Below are 6290 nucleotides of genomic sequence, written 5' to 3' on the forward strand. Positions count from 1 at the left end.
GATCTCACCCCGGGCCGGAAGTCGGCGAACGTGTTTTCCGACGGGAAAAGCCCCGATCGAGGATCGGGGCTTTCCGGTGGTGGCTGGGGCCGGGATCGAACCGGCGACCTATCGCTTTTCAGGCGATCGCTCGTACCAACTGAGCTACCCAGCCACGCGGCCTCACGGCCGCAGCGGTCCTGACGGGATTTGAACCCGCGGCCTCCACCTTGACAGGGTGGCGAGCACTCCAAACTGCTCCACAGGACCAAGCAATGTGCGAGAGCGAGTCTCGCACACGGTGACACGTACCCCCAACGGGATTCGAACCCGTGCTACCGCCGTGAAAGGGCGGCGTCCTGGGCCACTAGACGATGGGGGCTAATGGGCCCGCCTGGGCGCTTCGGCAGCGCGTCGGGGACGTGAGAAGCATATGGGATCGCGGAGATATCGCCAAAACGTATTAGGGGGAGGGGGCGGGGGGCCTTGAGGGGGTGGTCGGGGAGGTGGTCGCGGTGCCGGGCGGCGTGCTCGGCGACGGGCCGGCCGGGGTGCTCGGTGACGCGCTCGGTGACGGGCCCTCGCCCGGGGTGCCCGCCTCCTTCGGGAGGTGGCGGCTCACCTCCGCCGTCGTCAGCCCGAGCCCGCCCAGCGTGATCTCGTCCCAGGCCTGGAGCCGCTTGGTCGTCCGGTCCAGGTAGAGGATCGAGGCCCGTACCTTCTCCGGCTTCTCGTTCTGGACGGCGCGCAGCCCGCCGCCGCCCGTCGACCCCTCGATCTTGAGGCGCGTACCCAGCGGCATGATCTCGGTCTCGCGGTGGTGCACGTGGCCCGCCAGGACCAGCGGGACCAGGCCGTCCGTCTCCCGCGCGGCCACCGGTTCGTGCGCGACCGCGATGTCCACGGGGGTGCCGGCCTGCTGCTGGTCGCGAAGGGCGGAGGCGAAGCGGAGGCCCGCCATGCGTTCGGCCGGGTCGCCCTGCGCCTTCACCGAGCGGTCGGGGGTGAACTGCGGGTCGCCCATGCCCGCGACACGGACCCCGCCGACGGTCACGGCCCGGCCGTCGTCCAGCACCCGGACGTTCTTCATCCGCCCGAGGTAGCGCTGGGTGGTCAGGGAGTCGTGGTTCCCGCGAACCCAGACATAGGGGACACCGAGGTCGGCGATCGGGTCGAGGAAGCCGTTCTCGGCGGCGGAACCGTGGTCCATCGTGTCCCCGGAGTCGATGACGACGTCGATCCCGTACTGCTCCACGAGCGACCCGATGATGTGCCAGGCGGCCGGGTTGAGATGGATGTCGGAGACGTGCAGGACCCGCAGGGTGGTGGGGTCCGGCGCATAGGCGGGGAGCGTCGCGGTCGCGTCGTACAGCTTGGTCACATTGGTGACCAGCCGCGCCAGCTCCTTCTGGTAGACGTCGAAGTCGGTGACGATCGAGCGCGCGCTGCCGACGACCTGCGGGGCCGAGGAGAGCAGGCCGGAGAACCTGGGCTCCAGGACCGATTTCGGGTTCCAGGTGGCGTACGCGCCCGCGGCGGACGCCACCAGCAGCGTGAACGCGAGGCCGCCGGCGGCCAGGGCGCGGCGGGGGCGGCGGTAGACGGCGAGGCCGAGGGCGGTGGCGCCGGAGACGACGGCGACCCCGGACCGTACGGCCAGCTCGGTCGCACCGGCGCCGACGTCGTGCGCGACCTCCTCCTGGAGGCCCGAGAGGCGCTCGGGGTGGTCGACGAGGGCCTGGGAGCGGACCGGGTCGAGGCGGTCGACGTCGACGTCGAGGCGCAGGGGCCCGTGGTGCGAGGCGAGTTCCAGGGAGCCGAGGGGCGAGACGTTGATCTTGGTGCCGCCGGTCAGGGACGTCCGGAGGGCCATCTTGGTGTCCATCGGGCCGATGGGCGTCCTGACGCCGCCGACCGCCAGCAGGCCGAGCCAGGCGCCGAGGAGGACGACGGCGAGGAGGGCGACGGAGCGGGTGAAGGGGTGCGGGGTGGGGAGAAGGGTGTGGGTGCGGGTGGGGCGGCCGGGCTCGGGGCGGGACGGGACGAGGCGTGCGAGCCGGCCCCGGATGCCGGTGGGCGTGGCGCGGACGGGGGAACGGTCTGCATCACGGGCCATTGGGCGCGTATGCCCAAGGCCGGGTCGCGCCATGCGCGGCGCTACCCCCAGCCGAGCTCGTGGAGGCGTTCGTCGTCGATGCCGAAGTGGTGGGCGATCTCGTGGACCACGGTCACGGCCACCTCGTGCACCACGTCCTCCGTCGTCTCGCAGTAGCGGAGGGTCGGGCCCATGTAGATGGAGATGCGGTCCGGCAGGACCCCCGCGTACCACTCGCCGCGGTCGGTCAGGGGAGTGCCCTCGTAGAGGCCGAGGAGTTCGGGGTCGTCGGCGGCGGGTTCGTCCTCGACGAACACGGCCACGTTGTCCATGACCCGGGTCAGCTCCGGCGGGATCTGGTCCAGGGCCTGGCTCACCAGTTCTTCGAACGCGTCGCGCGTCATCTCCAGCACCCGGCCATTGTCCGTGAAGATCGCGTGTCGTGGGGGGGGCCGGGACGAGCGGGACGAGGGCGAGCACAATGACGGTCATGGCTGTACGTCCCCCGACCTCGCCCGCGGCGGGGTCCGCATGAGTCCGCCCGCTTCGGGACCGGCCGGTCAGGAGCCGGATGATCCCGAGCCGGTCGGTCCGGAGCCGGTCGGTCCCGAGCCGGGCGGTCCGGAGCCGGGCGGTCCGAAGCCGGTCGGTCCGGAGCCCGGGGGCGAGCCGCCGCGGCCGGGGCCGATGGACCCGGACGTCGACCTGCACCTGCCCGCCCACCGCGCCGAGACCGGCGCCGGGCGGCGGGGGCCGGTGCTCGCCGTCATCTCGGTGGGCGGCGCCGCCGGGGCCTCCGCGCGGTACGGCGCCGACGTGCTCTGGCCCACCGCCGCCGGCTCCTTCCCCTGGACCACCTTCGGGATCAACGTCCTCGGCTGCGCGCTGATCGGCGTCCTGATGGTCCTGATCACCGAGGACGGCCGGTCGGCGCATCCGCTCGTACGGCCGTTCCTCGGGGTGGGCGTACTGGGCGGGTTCACGACGTTCTCGACGTATTCGCTCGACTTCCACGACCTGCTGAGGCGTCACGAGGACGCCATGGCGGTGGCGTACGCGGCCGGGACCCTCGCCGGGGCGATGACGACGGTCTGGGCGGCGGCGCTCGCGACCCGGTGGGTGGTCCGGCACGGGGGCGGTACGGCTCGACCCGGCGGCGGTTCGCCGCGGCCCGGCGGCGGGGCGGTCCGGTGAACTGGCTGCTCGTGATCGTGGGCGCCATGGTCGGCGCGCCCCTGCGGTATCTGACGGACCGTACGGTCCAGGCGCGGTGGACCGGCCGCGAGGTCTTCCCCTGGGGCACGTTCACCGTGAACGCCGGCGGGAGCCTGGTCCTCGGCCTCGTGTCCGGCGCGGCGGTCTCCTCCGGGACGTTCGCACTGATCGGTACGGGCTTCTGCGGCGCGCTCACGACGTACTCGACCTTCTCGTACGAGACGCTCCGGCTGGTCGAACTCGGCCGGGGGTTCCTGGCGGCGGTGAACGTGGCCCTGTCGGTCCTGGCCGGCCTCGGCGCGGTGCTCCTCGGGGTGGAGCTGGCACGGAGCTGGGTGGGATAGGCGCGTCCGCGCGCGCCGGTCGGGCCGGTCGCTCCGGTCGCGCCCCCGCGGCCGTGTCGGCACCGGTCGCGTCCTCACGGCCGTGTCCCTCGCGGCGCAAAGGGAGTTGGACGGGAAAAGCAGTGAACCCTTCCCTCCCCCGTCGGCGGAGGGCTCCGTCCCGTGTCCCCGGAGGTGCCTCTCGTGCGCCAGTTGTCCGCCCCAGGCCGTCTTGTCGTCGGCCTCGTCACCTCCCTGGCGGTCGCGTCCTCCACGGGATGCATGAGCGTCGGCGACGACGCGGGGAAACCGGCCCCTTCGCGCTCGGCGGGGCGGCACGGCGCCGCGGTGTCACCGGACGGTGGTACGGGCGAGGCGCCCGGCGGCTCCGGCGGAGAACCGGGGCGTACGGAACAGGGCGGCGGCGACCGCGTCCACGCGGACCGGGAGGGCACGGCCAAGGAGGTCTCGCCGACGCCCAGTTCCTCGCACCGGGCGGCTTCTCCCGCGCCGTCGAAGGGCGTACCGCCGCAGCCGGGGAAGCCGACCCCGCCGCCGTGGAACGAGCCGCTGCCGACCAAGGAGCCGACCCGCCCGGCCCCGCCGCCGTCCGAGCCGCCCCCGCCGCCCCCGAGTCCCGAGCCCCAGCCGGAGCCCGATCCGGAACCGACCGTACAGCCGTCCGCGTCCCCCGCGGCCAATCTGCGGGCGGGCGAGATGTTTCCGGGCGACGGAACCGGAATGCGGAAGATGCCGACGGCGTCTCCGCAGGTGGGGCCGGTGTGACGGGAGGCCCGCACCAGCTCGCCGGCCTGCTGGTTTGCCTAAGTGGGGGGAGGGTGCGTATGGTAGTAGATCGTTTGATCATTGCCTGGCGCCGACACAGAAGAGCGCCGCGTGGCGCGTACTCTCCCTTGCCGTGGCTGACCGCATTGAGGCGGTCGATTTGCGAATCACGGAGTTTGGGCGCGTGCCGAGACTCCGGAAGGTTTCGCATTTCGCATGTCCATTTCCAGTACTGACCACACCGTCATGCCCGAGAACGAGTCCGACGGGACCGTCGCGGGAATCACCACCGAGGTTTCCGCCGAGATCACCGCGATCGTGGAGATCGTGGAGGACGCGGCCGAAGAGGCAGCCGACTCCGACTCCACCGGGGTGACGAAGACCACGGGCTCCACCGAGACCCTCACCGAGGCCCCGGACACCACCGAGGCTGTTTCGGACACCACCGAGGCCTCGGACACCACCGACCTCGGCGGACTCTCCGACGACGAACTCTCCGCCGACGCCCTTGAGCTCCCCGAGGTCCCCGCCGGCCCGCCCGGCGTCACCTTCGGCGACCTCGGTCTCCCCGAGGGCATCGTCCGCAAGCTCGGACAGAACGGTGTCACCGCGCCCTTCCCGATCCAGGAAGCGACCATCCCGGACGCCCTGGCCGGCAAGGACATCCTGGGCCGCGGCCGTACCGGCTCCGGCAAGACCCTCTCCTTCGGTCTGCCGCTGCTGGCCACGCTGGCCGGCGGCCACACCGAGAAGCGCAAGCCGCGCGGCATCATCCTCACCCCGACGCGTGAGCTCGCGATGCAGGTCGCGGACGCGCTCCAGCCGTACGGCGACGTGCTCGGCCTGAAGATGAAGGTCGTCTGCGGCGGTACGTCCATGCAGAACCAGATCTACGCGCTGGAGCGCGGGGTCGACGTCCTCGTCGCCACCCCGGGCCGGCTCCGCGACATCATCAACCGGGGCGCGTGCTCGCTGGACCAGGTCCAGATCGCGATCCTCGACGAGGCCGACCAGATGTCGGACCTGGGCTTCCTGCCCGAGGTCACCGAGCTGCTCGACCTGGTGCCGAGCGGCGGCCAGCGGATGCTCTTCTCCGCCACCATGGAGAACGAGATCAGCACGCTGGTCAAGCGCTACCTGACCAACCCCGTGCACCACGAGGTCGACAGCGCCCAGGGCAACGTCACGACCATGACCCACCACGTCCTCGTGGTGAAGCCGAAGGACAAGGCGCCGGTCACGGCCGCGATCGCCGCCCGCAAGGGCCGCACGATCATCTTCGTACGGACGCAGCTCGGCGCCGACCGTATCGCCGAGCAGCTCAGCGACTCGGGCGTGAAGGCCGACGCGCTGCACGGCGGGATGACGCAGGGCGCCCGTACGCGCGTGCTGGAGGACTTCAAGAAGGGGTACGTCAACGCGCTCGTCGCGACCGACGTGGCCGCGCGCGGCATCCACGTGGACGGCATCGACCTGGTGCTGAACGTGGACCCGGCCGGGGACCACAAGGACTACCTCCACCGCTCGGGCCGTACGGCGCGCGCCGGCAAGTCCGGTGTTGTCGTCTCGCTGGCGCTGCCGCACCAGCGGCGCCAGATCTTCCGGATGATGGAGGACGCGGGCGTCGACGCCTCGCGCCACATCGTCGCGGGGGCGGGCGTGTTCGAGCCGGAGGTCGCCGAGATCACCGGCGCCCGTTCGCTCACCGAGGTCCAGGCGGACTCCGCGAACAACGCGGCCAAGCAGGCCGAGCGCGAGGCCGTCGACCTGACCAAGCAGCTGGAGCGCGTCCAGCGCCGTGCCGTCGAACTCCGCGAGGAGGCCGACCGCCTGGTCGCCCGCGCGGCGCGCGAGCGGGGCGACGACCCGGAGGCGGCGGTGGCCGAGGTGGC

At 72.3% G+C, this 6290-nt stretch carries 6 protein-coding genes and 3 tRNA genes; 4 read left to right on the forward strand and 5 right to left on the reverse strand.

Translation table 11 applies throughout. The features are described 5' to 3' along the window. Positions 1–77 precede the first annotated feature (77 nt). The 5 genes from GT042_RS22250 to GT042_RS22270 form a co-directional block, all read right to left on the reverse strand. A tRNA-Phe gene (locus GT042_RS22250) sits at positions 78–154 on the reverse strand. A 20-nt stretch (positions 155–174) separates the two neighbouring features. Further along, positions 175–249, reverse strand: a tRNA-Asp gene (locus GT042_RS22255). A 39-nt stretch (positions 250–288) separates the two neighbouring features. Further along, positions 289–361: transfer RNA gene (locus GT042_RS22260), tRNA-Glu, on the reverse strand. An 81-nt stretch (positions 362–442) separates the two neighbouring features. Continuing rightward, positions 443–2128 carry a metallophosphoesterase gene (locus tag GT042_RS22265; RefSeq protein WP_161310491.1) on the reverse strand — a complete coding sequence of 562 codons (1686 nt, stop codon included), beginning with the start codon at positions 2126–2128 and terminating at the stop codon, positions 443–445. Positions 2129–2136: 8 nt separating this feature from the next. Beyond that, complete coding sequence (locus GT042_RS22270) at positions 2137–2487, reverse strand: metallopeptidase family protein (RefSeq protein WP_161310492.1); 351 nt, start codon at positions 2485–2487, stop codon at positions 2137–2139. A gap of 274 nt (positions 2488–2761) precedes the next feature. On the opposite strand from GT042_RS22270, the gene crcB reads away from it, so the two are divergent. From crcB to GT042_RS22290, 4 genes are all read left to right on the forward strand, one after another. Continuing rightward, positions 2762–3268, forward strand: a complete 507-nt coding sequence (gene crcB / locus GT042_RS22275) for a fluoride efflux transporter CrcB (protein ID WP_161310497.1) — start codon at positions 2762–2764, stop codon at positions 3266–3268. Continuing rightward, positions 3265–3633 carry a CrcB family protein gene (locus GT042_RS22280; RefSeq protein WP_161310493.1) on the forward strand — a complete coding sequence of 123 codons (369 nt, stop codon included), beginning with the start codon at positions 3265–3267 and terminating at the stop codon, positions 3631–3633. The genes crcB and GT042_RS22280 overlap by 4 nt, the downstream gene beginning before the upstream one ends. 183 nt (positions 3634–3816) lie before the next feature. Then, positions 3817–4398 (forward strand): hypothetical protein, encoded by a 582-nt coding sequence (locus GT042_RS22285; RefSeq protein ID WP_345943865.1) that lies wholly within the window; start codon positions 3817–3819, stop codon positions 4396–4398. Positions 4399–4614: 216 nt separating this feature from the next. Next, positions 4615–6290 (forward strand): DEAD/DEAH box helicase (locus GT042_RS22290; RefSeq protein ID WP_237531063.1); only part of this gene is annotated, 1676 nt, incomplete at its 3' end.

The organism is Streptomyces sp. SID3212 (assembly GCF_009865405.1).
Lineage (GTDB): Bacteria > Actinomycetota > Actinomycetes > Streptomycetales > Streptomycetaceae > Streptomyces.